Below are 21,452 nucleotides of genomic sequence, written 5' to 3' on the forward strand. Positions count from 1 at the left end.
TGTTGGTAGTGAAAATAACAAGATTAGGGTATGATAACGACGAGGTGAGGATATATGGATTTTGGAATGAAATTACAAGAGTTACGAAAAGCGCGAGGATTATCGCAGGAAGCTTTAGCATTAGAGTTAAATGTTTCCAGACAAGCTGTAAGCAAATGGGAGAGTGGTGCGGGATATCCAGAAATGGATAAATTAATATTATTAAGTGAGATGTTTCATGTATCAATTGATTATTTGATTAAAGATCACTATGAGTCAGTTCATGAAGAAGATAATGATTCATTATATTTTATGAACAATGAAAAAATACAAGAGTATATGACTTTTAAAAAACGTTTTGCTTTACGAATTGGAATATGTGTTTCAGCAATTATTTTAGGGATTGTTCCCGCTATTCTTTTAGCAGATAGTGCATATGAAACACTGGGAATTTTTCTTCTTTTGGCTATTGCTGCATTAAGTGTGTTTGGATTGATTTATACTGGGATTACTAGTGAGACATATCATGAGTTAGAGAAAAAGCAAATTCGTATGAGTCATCAAGATCTACATGATATAACTGATAAGAATCATACTTTTCAATCAAGTTTTGGATTATCGATTGCTTTTGGAGTCTGTTTAATTATTTTTTCAGTTGCATTTATTGCTTTGTTTTCCGGACATTTATTAAATGAGGAAATTTTGGCTGCTCAATTAATGATATGTGTTTCAATTGCTGTATTTCTTTTTATTTATCAAGGGATTAAAAAGAGTATGTATGAGTTTTTAGTTCACAATGAAGATTATATTAAAGAAGCAAAGCGTGAAGAAAATAGTTTGTTTGGTGTAACGATGCCTTTAGCAGTCATGATTTATTTAATTTTAGGATTTACAAAGAATTTATGGCATCCAGGATGGATTATTTTTCCGATTACTGCCATTATCACAACTGCGTTAGATAAAATGCGTATGAAATAATGAAAAAGTGTTGATAGAAACTCTTATTTTTAAAATAAGAGTTTTTTTTGTAAGTACGGGTTTTATAGTATTCGTTTGTAAATAGGTCTATAATTAAATTATAGAGAATGGGGTGGAGTGTCATGGCGAGTGCTATTCATAATTTGGACTTATCAGTTGATGTTTTTTTTGACTTATTATCAGAAAGTACAGAAGATTATCTTTATGTTTGGGATATCCAAAATGGACTTTTTCATATGTCGGATAATTCTTTTGATGAGCTTCAAATTAGTCGTCAAATTGAAACAAATGTCATTTCAGTTTGGTCGAATGCAATGATAGAAGAAGATCAAGAAGCCTGGTTGGATGATATGCAGCTTATACATGATGGAAAGAAAGACTATCATGATATGGAGTATCGTATTTATAATAAAAAGGGAGAAGTGATTTGGGTTTCTTGCCGAGGTAAGGTTAAAAGGGATGAGAATGGTTTACCACAGTTGATGGTAGGACGTATTTCTAATATTGGTAAACAAAATAAGTTTGATAATGTGACAGGATTGATGAATCGACAACAATTTGAAAAAGATTTAAAGCATCTGTTAAAACAAACAACAATGGAAGGAATTGTTGTTGTTTTAGATGTTGATAATTTTAAAAATATTAATGAAAAATATAGTTATGCTTTTGGTGATAGAACTTTGAATTTTATTGCGAGGGAGTTAACGACACTTTTACCAGTGGGTTGTCAAATGTATCGTTTGGATGGTGATGTTTTTGCTTTATTGATTCCTAAAGGAACAAAAGAAATTGTGACAATGATTTATGAGAATATTCAAATGTATATTGGTAATCAGTTTGTTATGGAGGGACAGCAGATTTATGTTTCTATGTCAGCTGGAGCGTGTTTTTTTCCAAAAGACAGCAACAATTATCAAAAGTTATTAAGACATGCAGAAAGTGCTGTTGAAGTTGCAAAGCTTAATGGAAAGAATCAATTGGTTTTCTTTTCTAAAGAAATGTATCATGAAAAAATAAAACTTATTGAACTACAAGAAAGTTTACATGCTTGTGTAAGTCGTGGATGTGACGAGTTTGAATTATATTATCAACCACAAATTGATACCAAGACAAAAGCAGTGGTTGGGGCTGAAGCACTTTTAAGATGGCATTCTTCTCAACATGGTGAGGTTTCACCTATTGAATTTATTCCATTATTAGAAGAAAGTCATTTGATTATTCAGGTAGGAAAATGGGTCTTTGAACAAGCGGTAACGCAATGTAAAAAATGGCAGGAATATAATCCGGATTTTATGATGAGTATTAATGTATCTTATATACAATTAAAAGAAAATGCTTTATTAGAATATTTGAGGAATAATCATCATGAGTTAACTTTAAAAAACTTTATTCTAGAATTAACAGAGAATTGCTGGGTGCCTAATCTACAGTTTTTAAATCAGGAATTTAAAGGCATTCAAGAAATGGGGTATGGTATTGCGATTGATGATTTTGGAACAGGATATTCATCTTTAAGTCATTTAAAAGAATTACCAGCAAATGTTATTAAGATTGATCGTAGCTTTATTAGGGGAATAAAGGAAGGAAGTTATGAATATACATTTTTAGAGTATATTGTTAAGCTTGCTCATATTATTGATTTAAAGGTTTGTGTTGAAGGCGTTGAAACACTGGAAGAATTTGAGATTGTAAAAAAAGCGTTACCTGATTATATCCAGGGATTCTTATTTGGTAAACCAATATGTGCAAAAGAATTTGAAGAACGTTATTTTATGCAGTAGGAAAGAGAGGATAACGTCATGATTGATAAGAAAATATTAGCTTTTGCACAACAATTTATAAAATCATATTATCAAGATAGAGATATAAAAACAGTACTTTCTTTATTACATCCAGATGTAAGAGTCAGTAGTATTCAATGTCAAAAAATATTAAGAGGAAAACAAGAAGTTCAAAATATGTTGGGTGGATTGGTTGAGGATATTGATTATCATTTTGAAATCAAACAATCATATTTTGATGCAATAAGAAAAGATGATAAGCATATTCTTTTGTTTTATAAAGTAGATGTTTTACTCTCATATCAAAATATTCAACATCCACTTTCTTTATATGGAAGTTTATTATTAGTACAAGAAGATGAAGAATATTTATTAAGTGAAGTTTATGTTTCTTTGTATCGTAGTGAAAAGGAATTTATTCATCGGATTGTTCAACAAATTGAAGATGAAAAGAATTTAAAAAATGCGAATACACGATTAGAACTATTAACAAATAATGTACCTGGAGGTATTTTTAAGTGTTTATTTAATGAAGAACTTACAATTTTATATATGAGTGATGGATTTTTATCAATGGTAGGTTATACCAAGGAAGAAATAAACGACAAGTTCCATAATAGCTTTTGGGAAATGATTGATCCTCAAGATCGTATTGCTACAAGAGATGAAGTTAATCGTCAAATGAAACTAGGAAAAACCAAACAAATAGAATACCGTATTGTGCATAAAGATGGTCATTCTGTATGGGTGTTAGATAAGGGACAATTGATTGAAGGTCATGAAGAAGAAGGACCATCTTTCTATTGTATTATGATTGATATAACTAATGAAAAAAGTGCAAGAGAAGAATTAAAACTTGCTTTAGAACGTTTTAAAATTATTATTGATCAAACAAATGATATTGTTTTTGAATGGGATATTGTCAATAATCAGTTACATTATTCACAGAATTTAGAAAAACTTATGGGGAAAAGAATACCTAAAGGACATATTAAAGAATTTTTAACTCATCAAACGAATGATATATTTCATCCTGAAGATATTATAAAATGGAAAGAAATTCTATTAAAAATTAAATCTGGGTATACTTATATGGAAGAAGAATTTCGATTAAGTAATTCTCATCAACATTATCAATGGTGGCGTTTGCGCTTAACCATTCAGTTAAGTCCAGATAAGAAACCAATGAAAGCCATTGGAATTTTTATCGATATAGATCAAGAAAAAAGACGTTCTCAATATTTAATTAGTCAAGCTCAACAAGATGCATTAACAGGTATTTTTAATAAAATCACTTCACAAAATACGATTAAAGATTATTTGGCTCATCAATGGCAAAATGAATTGTGTGCAATGATGATTATTGATATTGATAATTTTAAGGAAGTCAATGATGGTTTGGGTCATTTATTTGGTGATGCAGTTTTGAGTGATATTGCAAGAAGAATGAAAAAGATTTTCCATCATAGAGATATTATTGGAAGAATTGGTGGCGATGAATTTATTGTCTTTTTGATTAATGTTAGAGATATTGAGAGTATTAAAAATATTGCAAGAAGAATGATTGATGAAACACATCATTTACAAGTGAGCCATGAACATGAAGTACAAATTTCTTGTAGTATTGGGATATCGATTGCGCCAATTGATGGACGTGACTTTACATGTCTTTTCCAAAAGGCTGATCAAGCTTTATACCAAGCTAAAAGTGATGGCAAGAATCAATGTGTGATTTATGATGAAAAGAATATAAGTGCTTATTTAATGAATAGTGTACCTGTTCGTTCAGTTATTAATGAAACAATTGATTCTGATAAGAATAGTCATTTGTTGACGGGACAATTGGCTGAATATGTTTTTAGAATGCTTTATCAATCGGAAAATATTCAATTAGCAATTGCTTCTATTTTAGAGATTGTTGGTTTACAATTTGATGTTAGTCGTGTTTATATCTTTGAAAATAGTGAAGATGGACGTTATTGTAGTAATACATATGAATGGTGTAATAAAAATATAGAACCACAAATAGATAAATTAACAAATGTTTCTTATGAAAGAGATTTAGGAAATCACTATTTAGATCAATTTAATGAAGAAGGTATTTTCTATTGTTCTGATATATCTTTTTTACCAAAAAAAATACGTATGATTCTAGAAAAACAAGGAATTAAGTCTTTGTTGCAATGTGCAATTATGGATAATGGATATTTTAAAGGATATGTTGGATTTGATGAATGTCGTAAGAATCGTTATTGGACACAAAATCAAATTGATGCTTTGGTTTTTATTTCAGAAATATTGAGTGTATTCTTATTAAAGAGTCGAGCTGAATTATCATATCAACAAGAGTCTGTAGGATTAAGAGAATTATTGGATAATCAGAATGCTTTGATTTATGTGATTAATCCATTTGATTATAAAATTTGTTTTGTAAATCATAAGGCCAATCAAATTTCTCCAAAGTTTATGATAGGAAGGCATTGTTATGAAGTGTTTATGAAAAAGGATGGAATTTGTGAAAATTGTCCACTTAAAAAACTAAATGAAGAAGTCAAGAGTATTCAACAAGACATATATAATGATGTTTTGAATATGTGGCTTGATGTTAATACTACATATGTGAGCTGGAATGGTCAAAAGGCAGTTATGCTTTGTTGTCATGATATTACACAATATAAACAAAGGGAGATATGAAAATTCATACTCCCTTTTTAAATGTAAATTGAGCTTTACCAGCATTTTTGCTTTGATATAAAGCAGAATCAGCCGCAGCATATAATTTAGAAAATGTGCTTTCTATTGATGAAAAACTAATACCTATTGAACAACTGATATTGTTATTGTGTTTAGATGATAAATCTTCACAGCCCTTTATAATACGATAAGCTTCATGAGCAGTATCTTGGAAAGAAAGATATTGATGGAAGAAGATAATAAACTCATCACCACCAGCTCTACCAATATAAGCTTTTTCTTGAAATAAGTCTTTCAGTAGATTAGCAATTTCAATTAAAATCATATCTCCATACAGATGACCATAAGTATCATTCAACTTTTTAAAATTATCAACATCAATAACCATAAAAGCATAACCTTTATCATGATTCATTAAAAAAGTATCAATCTTATTTTCAATCGCAATACGATTATAAAGTCCGGTTAAAGAATCTAATTCAATTATTTTTTCAAGATATTGTGAGTATTCTACAGCTTGATTAGCTTTTTGTAAAAGTGTTTTTGGGTAATGCTCATCTTCACTTTGTTCAAGATAAGGCATTGAATGATGGAGATGAATAATTTGAATATCTAAATCTTGATATTGACAGACAATTGAAAAACGGGTATCCATATCAACAATCAAAGCTTTATTTTTATCATTAACTTCTTTTATCCAAACTTTCCCATAAATAACACAAAGAGAATCAGTTAAGGGTGTTCCATAATATTCCTCATTAAGCAGTTCAAATTCAATATCTTGAACTTCTAATAAACTTAAATATAACCCATCAACAAAATCCTTTTTATGATGATATATTTCATGTTTACCTGTCCCGATTACAGATAGTTGCTCACCTAATAAAAGACTAATCTTTTCAACATCTTCGGGAGTTTTCATATACATATATAAATGACAAAAATTCTTTGCTAATTGTATTGATTGTTTTATAAAATCATCTGTATTCATAAATCATTTCTCCTTAGAGCTATCATAACATTGTTGAAGATTGTTCGCAAATAAAACCCGTCTTAAAGTTTGTCTTTCTTATCTATTAGGTGTAAAATATATCCATTATATAGTATAATAGTTTTTAGAGGTGGTTATCATGGATAGAAAATGGAGTTTAAAGGAATTATATCAATCATTTAATGATCAGTCTTTTTTAGATGATATAAAAGCAGTAAAGACAATACTAGAGGATATGAAAAAATATCCTCTTATGGATAAAACAGAAGAAAACTTAAAAGATTATTTAATAAAAGAAAATGAATTGAATGATCTTGTAGAAAAGTTATCAGCTTATATAGAATTAACGATCAGTGCTAATACAACTTGTCAAGAAGCATTAAAGTATTCAGCATCACTTGAAACCTTACTAGCAACATTTGCTGATACTCAAGCTAAAATTCAAAAATGGTTAGGGGCTTTCGACCTTACAAATGTAAAGGATGCTTATATTCAGGAACATTTGTTTATCTTAAAAGAAATTCAACAGAATAATCAATATTTATTAGATGAACAAAGTGAATCAGTTTTAGCTCAAATGAAAACAAATGGATCTTCTGCCTGGTTAAAATATAAAGATCAATTAATATCTTCTTTAAAAGTAACGATTGATGGAACAGCTTATCCATTAACAGAAGTTTTAAATATGGCTTATTCTAAAGATCAAGAAACGAGAAAAAAAGCATATCTTGCTGAGGTTAATGCTTATTATGATGTTGAACAAGGTATTGCAAGTGCTTTAAATGCTATTAAGGGAGAAGCTTTAACGGTTACTCAGTTAAGAGGTTATTCTTCAGTTTTACAAAGAACATTGATTGATTCAAGAATGTCTCAAAAGACTTTGAATGTTTTACTTTTAACAATGCAAAAGGCATTGGGGATGTTTGAAAAGTATTTTCAATTAAAGGCTAAACGTTTAGGATATGATAATGGATTACCTTGGTATGAATTATATGCTCCTGTGGTTGAAAGTCAAACATCTTATCCTTATGAAGTTGGGTGTGAATTTGTTGTGAAACAATTTTCAACTTTTTCTCAACATTTAGGAGACTATGCAAAAAAGGCTATGGAAAATAGTTGGATTGATGTTGATCCTAGAGCTGGTAAAGTAGGAGGAGCCTTCTGTCATAATCTTCATTGTTTAAAAGAAAGTCGTTTCTTATTAAATTATGGAAATGAATTTGGTGATGTAATAACAATGGCACATGAATTAGGACATGGATTTCATGGTGAGTGTTTAAATAGTCAGACGGCATTAAATGCAGATTATCCAATGCCAATTGCTGAAACAGCTTCTACATTTTGTGAAACAATTGTTAAAAAAGCAGCTTTAAAAAATGCTTCACCAACAGAAAAACTTATGATTTTAGAAAATGAACTTTGTGATTGTGCACAAGTGATTGTCGATATTTATTCACGTTTCTTGTTTGAAAGTCGTTTCTTTAAAAAACGTGAAGAAGGACCTTTAAGTGTTGAGGAAATAAAACAATTAATGTTAGAGGCACAAAAAGAGGCATATGGAAAAGGATTGGATCCTCAATATCTTCATCCTTATATGTGGACATGGAAACCACATTATTATGAAGCAGATTATGCATTTTATAATTTTCCATATGCATTTGGGTTATTGTTAGCTAAGGGATTGTATGGTCTTTATCAAAAAGAAGGAGCAGCCTTTAGTAAAACTTATGAAAATTTCTTATCTTTAACTGGTAAGATGTCAATTGAAGAAGTTGGACAAAGTGTTGGAATTGATTTAACATCTGCAGATTTTTGGCAAAATTCTATTGATATGATTCAGGAAGATATTGATTTATTTGAACAATTATTAAATGAAGTGAGGTAAGACTATGAAAAAATATGTGAAGTATGTTGTTGTATGGCTTATTTTAAGTTTTGTTTATTTTAAGTTTATCATGCAGCCAATTGGAGATTATTTCTTTAGATCAAAGTATGAAGTTTTAAGTTTATTTTTACTATGTATTTTCTATGTTGTTATTGTTTTACCATTAACAAGATGGAGTGTTTTAAAGATAGAAGAACGACTTAATCATTCAAGAAGGTATTCAGGAAGGTGAAATTGTGAAAAATAAAAAACTAAATTGGTTTTTCTATTTATGCATCGTGATTTATGTAATGACGCTTATCTATGCCTTTATTGTGAATTATCATGGCAAGTATTTTCAAATGACATTTGTGGCTTGTTTAACACCTTTTATTGTGCCTATTGTTATGAAAATAATGAAAGTGAAAGTACCAATCGAGTTTTATATTATTAATATTATCTTTGTTTATTTTGCCAGCTTATGGGGAAGTTGTTTAGGTGGTTATTCAACACCTTATTATGATAAGTTTACCCATTGTGCAAGTGGAGTTGTGATTAGTGAATTGGTTTATATTTTCTATAAACATTATTTTAGAGACGATAAAAGAAAAGGCCTTATGTTGTTGTTTGTTAATGCTGTTAATGCAATGATTGCATTGTTTTGGGAATTTTATGAATATGCTTTGTTAGTTTTCTTTCAATATGATGCTATTAGAAATGTAACAGGCGTTCATGATACAATTACGGATATGTTAGTGGCGGTGATTGGTGGTTTGGTTTTAAGTCTCTATCTGATTCGTTTTGATCAAAGTGAAGATGAGCATTTCTTTGTTGCTTTGGAAAGAAAAATACATCGATTAAATAAAAACAGTTAGAAAAATATTGAAGTGAACCCCGTTATTTGGACACCCAAATAATGGAGGTTCATTTTATATCTAGCTGTTTTTATTTTGTACTGTTTCGTTTGATAAAGTGTAAAGGGACAACTGTCATAGGAGAATCTATGGCTTGATGATTCATTAAAGCATCAAGATGTTGACTAGCTAATGAAGCAATCATTTCATAATCAACTTGAATAGTTGAAAGGGAAGGGAGAGAATATTTAGAAATCGAGATATTATCATAACCAATGACTTGAACTTGATGAGGAATGTCAACGTGTAATTCATTCAAGGCAGCAATTACACCGTAACCACGCCAATCCGTCGTAGCAAAGACACCATCAAATTCAATTGATTTTGTTGATAGGTAATGAATTGCATTTTTAGCTTCCATAATCCCAAATTTGAAGCTTGGTGAAACAAAAACAAGCTCTTTTTGATATTCTAAGTGAGCATCTTCTAAAGCTCTTATGTAACCAGAAAAACGTCCTTGTTTTTCCAACAACATGCCTTCATTAGCCAAAAATAATATTCTTTGACAACCTCTTTTAATGAGCTCCTGCGTTGCTAAATAACCCCCAGCATCATGATCAATAGTAATTAAACTATCACAAGCTTGATCAATTAAAGGATTATGTTCAATACATACTAAAGAAATCTGATTCAAATCATCAGCATAATAATATTTTTGTGGACCACCAATATAAATAATTCCAGCCACATGCCGATAAACCAAATCATCAAAAGCCTCTATTGTTTTTTGTTTGCTTTTAGATGTAATATGGAGAATCACAGAATAATTTCTTTTAAAAAAATAATCTTCAATAGCACTAATCATAGCTGAATAATATTCATTACGAATATTAGGAGTAATCAGACCAATTGTTTTCCTAGAAAAATTTTGAGTATATAAAATTGTTTCCTGTTTTTCAACATAAGCTAATATTTTTTGCCTTGTTTTTGTTGATATTCTGCCAGTATGATTCAAGACACGAGAAACTGTAGTCACGGATACATCACAATCTTTTGCAATTTGTTTTAATGTAATTTTCATAATATTGTCTCCTTTGAGAAAATAATTTGCGCAAATAGTATAACATAATTTTGCAAAATAAGGCAGATTGTACCTAAAAAATTGACTATTTTTATAAAACTTATAATAATTTTAAGTGACTAGAGACGTCAATGGTCATAGAAAATTATGGAGGAGAAAATTGTGAATGAAAGATTTCCAGATGGTTTCTTATGGGGATCATCAACGAATGCACAACAGTTTGAAGGTGGTTATAACGAGGGTGGAAAAGGTTTAAGTATTGCTGATAAAAGATATATACCAAGTTTAATAAATGGTGATTTTGAAGGCTTTAAAAAAGCTAGTGATCATTTTCATCGTTATAAAGAGGATATAGCTTATTATGGTGAAATGGGTTTTCAGATTTATCGTTTTACAATTGCATGGAGCCGTATTTTTCCTCATGGTGATGGTGAAATAAATCAGGAGGGTTTAAATTTTTATCGTGCTGTCTTAGATGAATTAGAACGATATCATATTATCCCTGTCGTTACTCTTTATGCTTATGATTTACCTTATCATTTAATTGAAAAATATCAAGGATGGATTAATCGACAATGTATTGATGATTATTTGCATTATGTTGAAACGGTTGTTTCAGCGTTTAAAGGACGTGTTCAATATTGGGTACCTTTTAACGAACAAAATCATGCAAGTTTTGATTCTCAGTACATGACTGGTTATGTCGATAAAAACATAACTGAAACATTTCAAATTGTTCATCATTTTAATCTAGCTTATGCCCTAGCGACACGTTTGATTCATCGGATAGATCCAAAGGCACAAGTAGGTGCAAATATTGGTAATGCTTGTTTTTATCCTAAAACATGCAATCCAGTAGATGTCCAATTAGCTGATGATTTGGCTTATAAAATTGGTTATGGAAATAGTGATGTTTATTATCGCGGAATTTATACAAAGCGATATCTTGATGGTTTTTTAGGTGCTCATTTTGATGAAGTGATTCAAGATGGAGATATGGAAATTATTAAACATAGTGAACCAGATTTTCAATCTTTAACGTATTATTTTTCGATTCCAGTGGATCATCAGGTTTATCAAGGCAATTTAAGAAATTGTATTAAAGATCCTAATCCATATGTTAAACAAACAAAGTGGAAATGGAATATTGAACCTTATGGATTAAAACATTTATTAGATGATTATTATCATCGTTATCAGTTACCTATTTTAATTTTAGAAAATGGTTTAGGGTATCAAGATATTTTAGAAAATGGGAAGGTTCATGATCAATATCGTATTGATTTTTTAAGAAATCATATTCAATGGATGAAAAAATCTATTGATGAAGGTGTTGAAGTCATTGGTTTTTTAACTTGGTCTGCAATTGATTTATATTCAACAAGAGATGGTTTTGAGAAACGTTATGGCTTTGTTTATGTTGATAAGAATGATAATTATCGCCGTATTAAAAAAGATAGTTTTTATTGGTATCAAAAGGTTATCAAGAGTCATGGAGAGGATTTAGGTGACTAAATATTACATATTTCTATAAAATCGTCGTTATCTATCTGTATATACGGAAACAAGATGCAAATGCAAATAACTCGTTGACTCTTATTAATGACATGCTAGAATACAGATATAGGAACAAGGTTCGCAAATACGAAGGAGGGAAAAATTGCGATGAATATTTCAGATGCTCTTACTGAAAAAATGTTAATGGTTGCTAATAAGATTAGTAATCAGAAACACATGTATGCTATTAAAACAGCATTTACTACATTAATGCCAGTCATTATTACTGGTGCATTCTGTACATTGGTTGTTAATGTTGTTTGTTCAACAACAACTGATGGAATCAGCTTAGCAAAAGTCGGAGGTTTTGCTTGGCTAGAAATGTTTACAGATTTATTTACTGCGGCTAACTATGCAACACTTAATTTCTTTACGGTTGCTGCAGTTGTTTTAATCGGTTTGGAATTAGGATTGAAAAATGGCATTAAAGGATTTATGCCAGGAGTTGTTTCTTTATGCTGCTTTGTAGCTTGTTTAAGTACAAATATTGTTGCAACAGTTGGGGAAGAAACAGTGACTGTTGCTGGTCTTGCAAAAGATTACACAGCTGCAAGAGGATTGTTCTTAGGAATGATTGTTGCGCTAGTTTCAGTGGAATTGTTTACGGTTCTTAGAAAAAGTGAATTGTTAAAAATTCATATGCCTGATTCAGTTCCACCAAATGTTACAAATAGTTTTAATAACTTATTTCCATTTATGTTAACAGTGATTATTTGTGCAGCTATTAACTTTACAGCTGTTCAAGTTATTGGTTTAAGTTTATATGATATTATTTATGCATTTGTTCAAGAACCATTACAAGCTGTAGTTCAAGGTTTACCAGGAGTTATGTTATTGATGTTTGTTGCTCAAATTTTCTGGTGTGTAGGGATTCATGGGAATCAAATTATTAAACCTATTCGTGATCCATTATTGAATGCTGCTATTTTAGCAAATACAGAAATTGTTTCACAACCAAATTACAATCCAGCTGATTTAAATATTGTGTCTATGTCATTTTGGGATACATATGGAAATATTGGTGGATCAGGATGTGTCATTGGTTTATTAATCGCGTGTTTATTATTCTCTAAACGTGAAGATTATAAACAAGTTGCTAAGTTATCAATTGCTCCAAATGTATTCAATATCTCAGAAACATTACACTTTGGTTTACCAATTATGTTAAACCCATTATTAATGATTCCATTTATTATTACTCCATTAATAACTATGGCATTTGGTTATATGATGACAGTTATTGGTTTTGCAGATATTTTAATCTATGCGTTCCCTTGGACAACTCCACCATTATTAAATGCTTGGATTGCTTCAGGAGGAAGTATTGGTACAGTAATAACTCAATTATTATGTATTGTCATTACAATTGTTGTATATGCACCATTTGTAATGATTGCTAATAAGCAAAAAATTGACAGTACAGAAGCCTAATGTCGAAGCCGCTTATTGCGGCTTTTGGGCATTTAAAAAGGAGTGAATTTTTTGAAAGTTAACAGAACGGCTTTACGAACAATTGAAATATTAGAATATATTGCTAAAAGTCAAGATGGAGTTTCGCTTTTAGAAATAGCTCAAGCTTTAGATATTCCAAAATCAAGTGTTTTTGATATTTTAAAAACCTTATTATATAAGAATATGATTGTTGAAAATCAAGTCGGTGGAAAGATTAAGTATAGTATGGGGATTCATTCTTTTATTGTGGGAAGTCATAGTTTAGAACGATTTGATCTTGTGAATATTGCTAAAAAGTATTTAATCCCTTTATCAAAAGAATTCCACGCAACGACTTTTCTTGCTGTTCTTGATGAAGGAATGGTGACTTATTTATATAAATGTGAATCGCCCAAAAGCCAAATCACAACTGCCAACTTAGGTTCAAGGAAGTCAATACATTGTACAGCTTTAGGAAAAGTCCTAATGGCTTTTCAAAAAAATGAACAAATCGTTAATCAAGCTTTACAAACAACACAATTTATTGCTCATACTCAATACACAATTACATCTATTCCAAAATATTTACAAGAATTAGAAAAAGTTAAACAACAAGGTTATGCAGTTGATAATCGTGAAGATACGCTTTTTCAAATCTGTGTTGCAGCTCCAATATTTAACCATAACAAAAAAATTATTGCAGCTATTAGTTTAGTGAATAGTTATTCGAAACAATTAGATATTGAAGAATTATCAAAATTTGTGAAAAACAGTGCTTTACAAATTTCTAAGGAATTAGGTTATGTAGAAGAAAAGATATGAAAGGAAAATCATTATGGCGACTAAAGTTGAAAAAAGAGAAGATAAAAGAAAACGAATGGATGGTTTAAGTGATCGACAAAAACATATTATTGAACTTCGTGAACAAATCAATAAACCAGATCCTCATCAAGTAAAAACTTTTACCAAGTATAAAATAATCACTTATATCTTTAATGTTCTTTTTCCACCATATGCCTTGTATCGGATTTGGTGTACAAAGTCTGAATTTACACATATTGAAAAATTAGCTCAATCATTTGTAGCAAGTGCAATACTTATTATTTTTATCTTATTACAATTAGAAAGATTAAATATTTTTTAAAATCATGATAAAAGAGATAGGCTTCCCTAAAATTCATTTACAAATCATGGAAATAGATTGTAAATGAAAAGAAAAGTAAGTATATTATAGATAAAGCATTATTACGAATGCTATTCGTAAATACAGACAAAAAGGAAGGAAGCGTGATAATTTATGAAATTGAACCGTACCCTTATGAGGGCTATAGATATATTAGAATTATTATCTAAAAGTAAAGAAGGTTATACTTTAACACAATTGTCGACTGTTTTAGATTCTCCCAAATCAAGTATATTCGATATAATGAAAACTTTAGTTTTTAAAAACATGGTTTTAGAAGATAATCAAAGTGGTGTTACAAGATATAAAATAGGATTACAATCATTTCTTATTGGAAGTAGTTATATTAATGATATTGATTTAGTTAATATTGCAAGAAATGATTTAATAGATTTTGCAAATAAGATGCAAGCCACAACATTTATGGCTATTCTTGATGATAATATGGTGACGTATATTTATAAATATGAATCAGAGCGAAGTATTATTACGACTGCTAATATTGGAACACGACGTTCTATTCACTGTGCGGCTTTAGGAAAAGCAATGATTGCTTTTGCTTCTAAAGAAGAAATTGAAGAAGCTATCGCGAAAACAGATTTTATTTCATATACTCAACATACAATTACATCACCTGATGAATATTTAAAAGAATTAGAAGAAGTTAAACAAAAAGGTTATGCTAAGGATGATCGTGAGAATACGTTGCAACAAATTGCTGCGGCAGCACCAATTTTCGATCATACCGGACAAGTTGTTGCTTCTATTAGTTGTGTTGGTTTTTATGAAAGTCAAGTTAATTTAGATGATTTAGGTGTATTGGTTAAAGCAGTAGCTGATCGTATATCAGCAAAACTTGGTCATTGTTAGGTGAGGAGGTATAAAATGAAGATGACATTTCGATGGTATGGACAAGATGATCCTGTGACTTTGACATATATTAAACAAATTCCAAATGTGACAGGAGTTGTCAGTGCTATCTATGATATTCCAGTGGGAGAAGTCTGGCCACTGGAAAGGATTCAAGAATTAAAGGAAGTTGTAAATCAAGCGGGATTGGAACTTGAAGTCATTGAAAGTGTTCCTGTTCATGAAGATATTAAGTTAAAACGTGGTGATTATCAAAGATATATTGATAATTATAAACAAACTATTAAGAACTTATCAAAGTGTGGGATTAAATGTATTTGTTATAATTTTATGCCTGTCTTTGATTGGACAAGATCTTCTATTGATCATCTTTTAGAAGATGGTTCTCAAGCTCTTGTTTATTATAAGAATGAAGTTGATAAGTTAGATCCAACAAAATTAACATTACCAGGATGGGATGCGTCTTATTCTCCAGAAGAAGTTACTGAACTGATTGAAGCCTATCAACAATTAGGAGAAGAAGGTTTATGGAAGAATCTTCAATATTTTATTGAAGAAATCATTCCGGTTGCATCTTCTTGTGATGTCAATATGGCAATCCATCCAGATGATCCACCTTGGTCTATTTTTGGGATTCCTAGAATTGTGACAAATGAAGAAAACTTAGATCGTTTTTTGAGTTTATATGATGATACTCATCATGGATTGACATTATGTAGTGGTTCACTTGGGTGTGCAACATTTAATGATATGCCTCATTTGATTAGAAAATATGGAAAACAAAAAAGAATCCATTTTGCTCATGTCCGTAATATTAAAATCTTAGAAGATGGTTCATTTGAAGAAAGTGCTCACTATTCTTCTTGTGGTTCATTAGATATGGTAGAAATGATGAAAGCCTATATTGAAACAGGCTTTGATGGTTATATAAGACCTGATCATGGACGAATGATTTGGGGTGAAACAGGAAAACCAGGATATGGATTGTATGATCGTGCCTTAGGGGCAATGTATCTTGGTGGGATTATTGATGCTTTGAAAGGAAAATAGAAAAATGAAAAAAACTGTGAAATTGCCTGATGATTTTTTCTTAGGGGCTGCTGCAAGTGCCTGGCAAACTGAAGGTTGGTTTGGTAAAAAAGAACATCAGGATTCGTATATTGATTTATGGTATAAAGAGAATAAAAATGTTTGGCATAATGGTTATGGTCCAGCTATCGCAACAGATTATTATCATCGTTATCAAGAAGATATTGGCTATATGAAAGATATTGGAATGAACTGTTATCGAACATCATTGAATTGGTCAAGATTTTTAACAGATTATGAAAATGTAGTTGTTGATGAAGATTATGCAGCTTATTATGATAAAATGTTAGATGAGATGATTGCTCAAGGTATTGAACCAATGGTTTGTTTAGAACATTATGAAATACCAAGAGAATTATTTGAAAAGTATGATGGTTTTGCAAGTAAACATGTTGTAGAATTATTTGTTAAATATGCTAGAAAAGCTTTTGAAAGATTTGGTCATAAAGTCAAATATTGGTTTGCTTTTAATGAGCCAGTGGTCGTTCAAACAAGAATCCATTTAGATGCTTTGCGTTATCCATTTTATCAAGATAGTCAAGCTTGGATGCAATGGAATTATAATAAAGCATTAGCAACAAATATGGTCATGAAAGTTTATAAAGAAGGTGGCTATCGCATAGAAGGTGGTAAGTTTGGAACGATTATTAATGTAGAAACAGCTTATCCAAGAGGAAATAATCCAAGAGATTTAGAAGCAGCTGATAAGTATGATTTATTCTATAATCGTGTTTTCTTAGATCCGGCTATTAAAGGACATTATGAAGAAGGATTCTTTGAGTTATTAAAGAAACATAATATTTTAATGGATTATACGAAAGAAGAATTAGACATTATCCAAAATAATACCTTAGATTGGGTAGGAATTAACTTATATCATCCAAATCGTGTCAAAGGACGTACAACACTTGTTCACCCTGATGCGCCATTCCATCCAGATTTTTATTATGAAGATTTCAATATGCCTGGTAAGAAAATGAATCCTCATCGTGGTTGGGAAATTTATCCACGTATCATGTATGATATGGCTATGCGTATGAAAAATCAATATGATAATTTTGAATGGTTTATTGCTGAAAGTGGTATGGGTGTTGAAAACGAAAAACAATATAAAGATGAAACTGGAATGATTCAAGATGATTATCGTATTGAATTTATAAAAATGCATTTAGATTGGTTGATTCGTGGAATTGAAGAAGGTTCAAATTGTAAAGGTTATATGTTATGGGCGTTTACTGATAATGTTTCACCAATGAATGCTTTTAAGAATCGTTATGGATTGGTTGAGATTGATTTAGAAGATAATCGTAACAGACATTTAAAGAAATCAGCTTATTTCTATAAAGATATTATTCAAACAAGAGAGTTTGAAATTGAAGATGAAGAAAATGAATATAAATAGGAGACAATAATATGAATATTTTATTAGTATGTTCGGCAGGAATGTCAACAAGTTTGTTAGTTACACGTATGTTAGAAGCAGCAAAGAAACAAGGACTTGAATTGAAAATTGAAGCTCATCCAGTAGCTGAAGTAGAAGCTTATGGACAAGATGCTGATGCAATTCTTTTAGGACCACAAGTGCGTTTTCAATTTAAGAATATTCAATCATTATATCCTGATAAGGTTGTTGAAGTGATTGATATGCGTGATTATGGAATGATGAATGGAGAAAAAGTTTTAAAACATGTTTTAGCAGCATTAGAAAAATAGAAAGGATGATTGTTATGAAAAGCCAAGAATTGAGAGAGTTAGCCCCAGAGTTAGATCCACTTAGAATTGGAACAGGATGGAAGGTAGAGGATCTGGATAAGATGCAGATTTTTATTGAAAGTACCTATGGTGATTCTCATCCAGGAAGTGCTCATTTAAATGAATTGGTTGGTTATGTTGAAGAAAGTCTGCAGAAAGTTAATGCTAAGGGTGCTAAATACTATGCGACAGATATGTGTGATGGAGAAGCACAGGGACATGATGGAATTAATTATTCTTTGTGTTCACGTGAGATGATGACTAATATGATTGAGATTCAATATGAAGCAACACCATTTGATGGCTGTGTTTTCCTGTCAAGCTGTGATAAAGCAGTACCTGCGCATTTAAAGGCTATTGCCAGATTGAATGCACCATCTATTATCATTCCTGGTGGGGTTATGAATGCTGGACCTGATTTGTTGACGCTTGAACAGATTGGAAAATACTCTGCTCAATATCAACGTGGAGAGATTACATTGGATGAGTTTAACTATTATAAGCATAATGCCTGTCCAAGCTGTGGAGCTTGCAGCTTTATTGGAACGGCAACAACGATGCAGATTATGTCTGAAGCATTGGGCTTGGCATTACCTGGCACTTCATTGTTGCCTGCAACAAGTCAGGAACTCAAGGATGTTGCCAAAAATATTGGAGGACATATCCGATTCTTGGTTGAAAGAAACATCAAGCCTTCTGATATTTTAACAAAAGAAGCTTTTGAGAATGCAATTATGGTACATGCAGCTATTGCTGGGTCAACGAATGCCTTATTGCATTTACCAGCCATTGCTCATGAAGCTGGGATAGAATTGACTGGTGAGGACTTCGATCGTATCCATCGTACGATTCCTTATATTCTTAATCTACGACCAAGTGGTTTCTATCCTGCTCAGTATTACTACTATGCAGGAGGAACACCTGCAATTATGGAGGCTATCAAGGATCATCTGCACCTAGATGTCATGACTGTAACAGGAAAAACTCTAGGTGAGAATTTAGAGGAACTGAAGAAGAATGGTTACTATGAAAGATGCTTTGCTCATCTAAAAGAAGTACATGTCAAACGAGAAGATATCATCTTACCTGCTTCAAAGCCACTCAATGAAGAAGGAGCCATAGCTATCTTAAAAGGAAACTTAGCACCAGAAGGGGCAGTGGTCAAACATTCAGCAGTTCCAGAGGCCATGAAGGAAGTCGTGCTATCAGCGCGTGTCTTTGACTGTGAGGAAGATGCTATTGATGCAATCCTTAAACATAGAATCAATCCTGGAGAAGCGGTCTTTATTCGCTATGAAGGACCTAAGGGAAGTGGAATGCCTGAGATGTTCTATACGACTGAAGCCATTTCCAGTGATCCAGAGTTGTCGGCATCGATTGCCTTACTGACTGATGGACGTTTTTCTGGAGCTAGCAAGGGACCAGCAATTGGACATATTTCTCCAGAGGCAGCAAGTGGAGGACCGATTGCTCTTGTGGAAGATGGCGACCTGATTGAAATAAGTGCCAAAAATCGTACCTTGAATATTGTTGGAATTGCTGGCAAACGAACACCATTGAATCTCGTGGATAAGGTTTTACAGGAAAGAAAAGAAAAATGGCAGCCTAAGAAGGCTAAATATTCAAAAGGAGTCATGGCAATGTATACCAAACATGCCGTTTCACCAATGAAAGGTGGATATATGGAGTAGGAGGATGAATATGAAAAAATCAGAAATTATCATGGAATTAAAGAAACAAGGAGTTGTTGCTGTTATTAGAGGTAACAGCTTAGAAGAAGGAATCGGTATCTCGAAAGCATGTATTGCTGGAGGACTAACAGCAATTGAGATGGCCTATACAAATGCCAATGCTTCAGAGATTATCAAGCAGCTATCTGAAATGTATAAGGATCATAAAGAAGTCTGCATTGGAGCAGGAACTGTTTTGGATGCCCCAACTGCTAGAATGGCAATTCTTGCTGGAGCAAAATATATCGTCTCACCATCATTTGATTATGATACAGCTGTTCTATGTAATCGTTATGGAATTCCTTATATTCCAGGATGCATGACTATTAAGGAAATCGTCACAGCAATGGAAGCAGGTAGTGAAATCATCAAGCTGTTCCCTGGTAGTGCATTTGGACCTGGATATGTTGGAGCTATCAAGGCACCACTTCCACAAGTCTCATTAATGGTTACTGGGGGAGTGAAATTGGATAATCTTGATCAGTGGTTCAAGGCAGGTGTAGATGCGATTGGCGTTGGTGGTGAATTGAATAAGCTAGGAGAAGCAGGACAATTTGAAGAAATCACAAGAATAGCGTCTGAATATGTCAAGAAAGCAAGCGAGGCGAGACAATAATGAAAGTCCTGTGTATGGGTGAGACCTTACTGCGCTATTCAACGCAGAAAGGACATCGCATAAGTGAACTTGATTTTCAGGTTCATGTTGGTGGAAGTGAGACCAATATTGCCGTAAGCCTGGCACAGTTTGGTTTTGAAACAACTTTGTTGACAAAGCTGCCACATCATGCCTTGGGTGATGCAGTCATTTCTTTCTTGAAAAGATTTGGTGTTGATACAACAAAGATTATCCGAAATGATATGCGTATAGGAAGTTACTTTCTAGAAAATGGAAGTGGCAATAGAAGCAGTCAGGTCATTTATGATCGTCAGTACAGTGCAATGACTTCATTTTCCTTGAATGATATTAAACTAGAAGAATTGTTTTTGGATGTGGATGTCTTTGTTGTCTCAGGAATCACAGCAGCTCTCAATCAGAGTGTTAGAGAAGCTATCATAGAAATGCTCAGATATTGCCGAGGAAATAAGATTACTGTCGTATATGACAGTAACTATCGGGCAAAGATGTGGTCAATAGAAGAAGCTGGGGCAGCTTTGAAAGAAATTCTACCTTATGTGGATATTCTTTCAGCCGGATATCTGGATGCTCAAAACTTTTTAGGTATCACAAGTGATAAAGAAAGCTTTGAAGAACGATTGAATGAAGTTTATATGAGGATGAAAGAAATTTATCCACATTTAAAATATATAACTTCAACCAGACGGGATATTCTTTCTACGAGTGTTAATGATTTAACGGGGTATCTGTATAGTGATAAGCTGTATGTATCAAAGACTTATCATATTGATGATATTGTTGATCGGGTTGGTGGAGGAGATGCCTACTTATCTGGATTGTTATATGGTTTATTAAATGGTAAGGATTTAAAGTATAGTTTGGAATTTGGTTGTTGTGCATCAGTCTTAAAGCATACAATTCATGGTGATGCGAATACATTTAGTGTAGAAGAAATTGAGAACTTTATGGAGTCAGGGACTTCAAGAATTAATAGATAAAGGA

19 protein-coding genes are annotated in these 21,452 nt (G+C 31.8%); 17 read left to right on the plus strand and 2 right to left on the minus strand.

Features of this window, described 5'->3' with window-relative positions; all coding sequences use genetic code 11:
- The first annotated feature begins 54 nt into the window (after nucleotides 1-54).
- From EDD60_RS07630 to EDD60_RS07640, 3 genes are all read left to right on the plus strand, one after another.
- Nucleotides 55-957: a helix-turn-helix domain-containing protein gene (locus EDD60_RS07630; protein WP_066445936.1), complete on the plus strand. Its 903-nt coding sequence runs from the start codon at nucleotides 55-57 to the stop codon at nucleotides 955-957.
- 122 nt (nucleotides 958-1,079) lie between these two features.
- Nucleotides 1,080-2,738: a bifunctional diguanylate cyclase/phosphodiesterase gene (locus tag EDD60_RS07635; protein ID WP_066445934.1), complete on the plus strand. Its 1,659-nt coding sequence runs from the start codon at nucleotides 1,080-1,082 to the stop codon at nucleotides 2,736-2,738.
- A gap of 18 nt (nucleotides 2,739-2,756) precedes the next feature.
- On the plus strand, nucleotides 2,757-5,432 hold the full coding sequence (locus EDD60_RS07640) for a diguanylate cyclase domain-containing protein (RefSeq protein ID WP_066445932.1): 2,676 nt from the start codon (nucleotides 2,757-2,759) through the stop codon (nucleotides 5,430-5,432).
- 4 nt (nucleotides 5,433-5,436) lie between these two features.
- Here EDD60_RS07640 and EDD60_RS07645 read toward each other — a convergent pair whose 3' ends face one another.
- Nucleotides 5,437-6,423 carry a GGDEF domain-containing protein gene (locus EDD60_RS07645; RefSeq protein WP_066445928.1) on the minus strand — a complete coding sequence of 329 codons (987 nt, stop codon included), beginning with the start codon at nucleotides 6,421-6,423 and terminating at the stop codon, nucleotides 5,437-5,439.
- Between the two features lie 139 nt (nucleotides 6,424-6,562).
- Here EDD60_RS07645 and EDD60_RS07650 point away from each other — a divergent pair, with 139 nt between their 5' ends.
- Genes EDD60_RS07650 through EDD60_RS07660 form a run of 3 tightly spaced genes read left to right on the plus strand, consistent with a single transcriptional unit; the run spans nucleotide 6,563 to nucleotide 9,162 of the window.
- Entirely contained in the window at nucleotides 6,563-8,308 is a 1,746-nt protein-coding gene (locus tag EDD60_RS07650) for a M3 family oligoendopeptidase (RefSeq protein WP_066445926.1), read from the plus strand.
- 4 nt (nucleotides 8,309-8,312) lie between these two features.
- On the plus strand, nucleotides 8,313-8,540 hold the full coding sequence (locus EDD60_RS07655) for a hypothetical protein (protein ID WP_132226351.1): 228 nt from the start codon (nucleotides 8,313-8,315) through the stop codon (nucleotides 8,538-8,540).
- A gap of 4 nt (nucleotides 8,541-8,544) precedes the next feature.
- Nucleotides 8,545-9,162, plus strand: a complete 618-nt coding sequence (locus EDD60_RS07660; RefSeq protein ID WP_066445922.1) for a hypothetical protein — start codon at nucleotides 8,545-8,547, stop codon at nucleotides 9,160-9,162.
- Nucleotides 9,163-9,232: 70 nt separating this feature from the next.
- On the opposite strand, the gene EDD60_RS07665 is transcribed toward EDD60_RS07660, so the two are convergent.
- Entirely contained in the window at nucleotides 9,233-10,222 is a 990-nt protein-coding gene (locus EDD60_RS07665) for a LacI family DNA-binding transcriptional regulator (protein WP_066445919.1), read from the minus strand.
- A gap of 162 nt (nucleotides 10,223-10,384) precedes the next feature.
- Here EDD60_RS07665 and EDD60_RS07670 point away from each other — a divergent pair, with 162 nt between their 5' ends.
- From EDD60_RS07670 to EDD60_RS07720, 11 genes are all read left to right on the plus strand, one after another.
- Entirely contained in the window at nucleotides 10,385-11,737 is a 1,353-nt protein-coding gene (locus tag EDD60_RS07670) for a glycoside hydrolase family 1 protein (RefSeq protein ID WP_066445916.1), read from the plus strand.
- 150 nt (nucleotides 11,738-11,887) lie between these two features.
- Nucleotides 11,888-13,210, plus strand: a complete 1,323-nt coding sequence (locus EDD60_RS07675) for a PTS sugar transporter subunit IIC (RefSeq protein WP_066445913.1) — start codon at nucleotides 11,888-11,890, stop codon at nucleotides 13,208-13,210.
- A gap of 51 nt (nucleotides 13,211-13,261) precedes the next feature.
- Nucleotides 13,262-14,032 carry an IclR family transcriptional regulator gene (locus EDD60_RS07680; protein WP_066445911.1) on the plus strand — a complete coding sequence of 257 codons (771 nt, stop codon included), beginning with the start codon at nucleotides 13,262-13,264 and terminating at the stop codon, nucleotides 14,030-14,032.
- Between the two features lie 13 nt (nucleotides 14,033-14,045).
- Nucleotides 14,046-14,354, plus strand: a complete 309-nt coding sequence (locus EDD60_RS07685; RefSeq protein WP_066445909.1) for a hypothetical protein — start codon at nucleotides 14,046-14,048, stop codon at nucleotides 14,352-14,354.
- Between the two features lie 153 nt (nucleotides 14,355-14,507).
- A complete protein-coding gene (locus tag EDD60_RS07690; RefSeq protein WP_066445907.1) occupies nucleotides 14,508-15,263 on the plus strand; it encodes an IclR family transcriptional regulator in 756 nt (251 codons plus the stop codon).
- Nucleotides 15,264-15,278: 15 nt separating this feature from the next.
- A complete protein-coding gene (gene uxuA, locus EDD60_RS07695) occupies nucleotides 15,279-16,313 on the plus strand; it encodes a mannonate dehydratase (protein ID WP_066445899.1) in 1,035 nt (344 codons plus the stop codon).
- Between the two features lie 4 nt (nucleotides 16,314-16,317).
- Nucleotides 16,318-17,754, plus strand: a complete 1,437-nt coding sequence (locus EDD60_RS07700; protein WP_066445896.1) for a glycoside hydrolase family 1 protein — start codon at nucleotides 16,318-16,320, stop codon at nucleotides 17,752-17,754.
- Nucleotides 17,755-17,765: 11 nt separating this feature from the next.
- Nucleotides 17,766-18,065 (plus strand): PTS sugar transporter subunit IIB, encoded by a 300-nt coding sequence (locus tag EDD60_RS07705; RefSeq protein ID WP_066445893.1) that lies wholly within the window; start codon nucleotides 17,766-17,768, stop codon nucleotides 18,063-18,065.
- 14 nt (nucleotides 18,066-18,079) lie between these two features.
- Nucleotides 18,080-19,795, plus strand: a complete 1,716-nt coding sequence (ilvD, locus tag EDD60_RS07710) for a dihydroxy-acid dehydratase (protein WP_066445890.1) — start codon at nucleotides 18,080-18,082, stop codon at nucleotides 19,793-19,795.
- Nucleotides 19,796-19,805: 10 nt separating this feature from the next.
- Nucleotides 19,806-20,450 (plus strand): bifunctional 4-hydroxy-2-oxoglutarate aldolase/2-dehydro-3-deoxy-phosphogluconate aldolase, encoded by a 645-nt coding sequence (locus EDD60_RS07715; protein WP_066445887.1) that lies wholly within the window; start codon nucleotides 19,806-19,808, stop codon nucleotides 20,448-20,450.
- Nucleotides 20,450-21,448 carry a sugar kinase gene (locus EDD60_RS07720; protein ID WP_066445885.1) on the plus strand — a complete coding sequence of 333 codons (999 nt, stop codon included), beginning with the start codon at nucleotides 20,450-20,452 and terminating at the stop codon, nucleotides 21,446-21,448. Before EDD60_RS07715 ends, EDD60_RS07720 begins: the two co-directional genes overlap by 1 nt.
- The last annotated feature ends 4 nt before the right edge of the window (nucleotides 21,449-21,452 follow it).

It is taken from the genome of Longibaculum muris, from assembly GCF_004343035.1.
Classification (GTDB): Bacteria; Bacillota_I; Bacilli_A; order Erysipelotrichales; family Coprobacillaceae; genus Longibaculum; species Longibaculum muris.